This window comes from Halomonas sp. AOP43-D1-4 (assembly GCF_052446175.1).
In the GTDB taxonomy this organism is placed as follows: domain Bacteria; phylum Pseudomonadota; class Gammaproteobacteria; order Pseudomonadales; family Halomonadaceae; genus Vreelandella; species Vreelandella citrativorans.
Genome location: NZ_JBQSVY010000035.1, coordinates 1 through 2,413 on the forward strand (window position 1 = coordinate 1; position 2,413 = coordinate 2,413).

Sequence of the window (2,413 nt, forward strand, 5' to 3'; positions counted from 1 at the left end):
AATAGATTGCGGAACTTCGATTGGGGAGGTTCTTTTGGTAATAGCCTCGAGAAAAACATAGTGAATAACTATGTGAAGAAAATTCAATCTTTTGAAAAGATTAATGAAGAAATCGAGGGAAACCTTCTGAGTAGCATGAGAGGGTATACTTTGAATTCATGGTATAACCATTGGACTTCAATAATCATTGAGGATTTGTTTAAGGATCACCCTTCTGTTCTTCCAACCGTAGGGCTTGTAAAAAAGATCGATTTCTTTATCAATGACATACCTTTTGATCTCAAAGTTACATATTTTCCAGAGCAATTGCTAGCAGATAAGTTGCGAGACAATGGTTACGGAAATGAACTGACGAAACTGAAGCAAATTTGTAGAAGGCTGAGCATCTTCATTCCGAATGACCTGAATCCAAAGGAATTAAAGTTGCACCTACTTAATAAGGTTCGAGAGGATCAACGGAATGATGCTAAAGCTTTTGTTGAAGAATTAAGCAATCAGAAAAAGCAAATAATTGGAGAGGCAGAAAGAAATCCCTCTGAACTAAAGAAATGGTTTTATGAGAATCAAGGCGAAGCTCGTTTTGATGCCTCTAATCGTTTTTTTCTGGTTTTGACGGATGAGAACGATATGGCGGCTAGCTGGAAACTGAAAAGAAACGTTGTTTTTCTTGAAGAAAATATTCGATCCCATTTGGACGCCCTTTCGCAAGATGTTGACGCGTTAGATACTGAGTTTTATTGGTCGAAAGATCAGAGAACATATCGATGTAAGTCTGATGTTTTGTTTTTGAAGTACAGTAATTAATTTTACTGAGTAGTGTATGGCACATAACAATGCCATTAACGCGGACAGTAAAAAGCGCCGCTTCGCTCTGCTTTTTACTGCCGGTTATGGCAGGCGTTATGTGTACAAAGATTCCACCTCGGAGATAGTGAATGGAAGATGATTTTGAAGTCGAAATGAGCCCACTTTGCCAGGAACTGACAGCTGACGGGAAAACCGTCAAAGTGGAAATCTACCGTGGTGATACTGGTGGCTGGATTCTCGAAGTGGTGGATGAATTCAATAACTCCACAGTATGGGATGACGAGTTTGATACAGATGCGGCAGCACTGGATGAGGCCAAAGCGACTATCAGGGATGAAGGCATCGATTCTTTAATCGGCATCGACTCCTGAAACCCCGTGAATCAACCACATAACCAGGCGGTCAACCGGACGCCAAAAGCGTACCGCTTTTGGTTCCCTTCGCTGACGCTCCGGCGCCGGTTACCTCAGCGTTAGGCTCTCGAGGGGAAAATAGATTGGACGCAGTAATTGGGAAAAACGCTGTTGTTTTATTGGGAGCAATGTTTGCTGCTCTAATTGCGGGATATTTCGCGTTCACAAATCTTGTGGCATCAAAAGAAAATAAAATATCGGAATTTAGGCAGGAATGGATTAATTCGCTCAGAAATTCTATCGCGCGGTATATTTCATCACTTACATACCTATCAACACTGTATATCCATCATTCAGCGCGACTGGAAGAAAATCGAGATAAGTTCGAGATGGCCCGAGATGTTGAAGAAATATATGCAAGGGTCAACGAATCATACAACGACATAATCTTTCGAATTAATGACAGTGAAAAAAATGCGAAAGGCAAAAAATTAAATGATGCCTTTTTGTCAGCGCTTTATAAAACGAGAGAGCACTATCATAAAAACGAATTATCAGAGGCGAGAAAGGCTTGTGAGCCTTTGAGAGAGGTAAGTAAACCGCTCCTAAAACATGAATGGAAGCGCGTTAAATCTGGCGAGCTTAATTACAGAGTGGCTAAATATCTTGCCATATTTGTCTTGCTGATCGGGCTATTAGCTGCATTTTTAAATGCCTATTACATATGGAGCGAGGGCAACAAACATCACGCTAGTGTTGTAGAAAAGCCTAGCAAATCAATGCAGCCGACCGCTAACGCGGCGGCTGATTGAGGCGTTGAATGATGGAGAAAGTATGAAGGAACTATTTCCCGGCTACTTCAAAGAGACTGAAGGGCACTTAAGAGAAATATGGGACACATCGTTGTTCGTTTTCGATGCCAATATCCTACTAAATTTGTATCGCTACTCAGACACAACTAGAAGTGAGTTTCTGCGTATCCTTGAGAAGATCAAAAATAGAGTTTGGCTTCCACACAGGGCCGCAGAAGAGTACTTAAACAACCGTTTATCCGTAATTGATCAACAAGAAAAATCTTATGATGACACCACAAAATCAATCATTTCATTGAAGAGTGACTTGGAGAATGCTAGACAGCATCCTTTTGTTAGTTCGGCGACAATGGATAAAGTAAGTCGAGTTTTTGATGAGCTTTGCGAAGAGTTAAAGAAAAATAAGTCTGTTCATACGACAAGAATATCTAATGACGAAAT

Annotated in this window: 4 protein-coding genes; all 4 read left to right on the forward strand. The window is 40.7% G+C overall.

Annotation, left to right across the window (positions count from 1 at the left end):
* Positions 1-804: hypothetical protein (locus ACT3RQ_RS17615; RefSeq protein ID WP_444680985.1), on the forward strand; the 804-nt coding region annotated here is incomplete at its 5' end.
* A 131-nt stretch (positions 805-935) separates the two neighbouring features.
* On the forward strand, positions 936-1,178 hold the full coding sequence (locus ACT3RQ_RS17620) for a hypothetical protein (RefSeq protein ID WP_432766383.1): 243 nt from the start codon (positions 936-938) through the stop codon (positions 1,176-1,178).
* Between the two features lie 125 nt (positions 1,179-1,303).
* A complete protein-coding gene (locus ACT3RQ_RS17625; protein ID WP_444630154.1) occupies positions 1,304-1,972 on the forward strand; it encodes a hypothetical protein in 669 nt (222 codons plus the stop codon).
* A gap of 22 nt (positions 1,973-1,994) precedes the next feature.
* Positions 1,995-2,413: PIN-like domain-containing protein (locus ACT3RQ_RS17630; protein WP_444680986.1), on the forward strand; the 419-nt coding region annotated here is incomplete at its 3' end.

Bases quoted from the DNA above. Each gene is read 5' to 3' on its own strand.
- ACT3RQ_RS17620 (WP_432766383.1), top strand. From the start codon at position 936: ATGGAAGATGATTTTGAAGTCGAAATGAGCCCACTTTGCCAGGAACTG.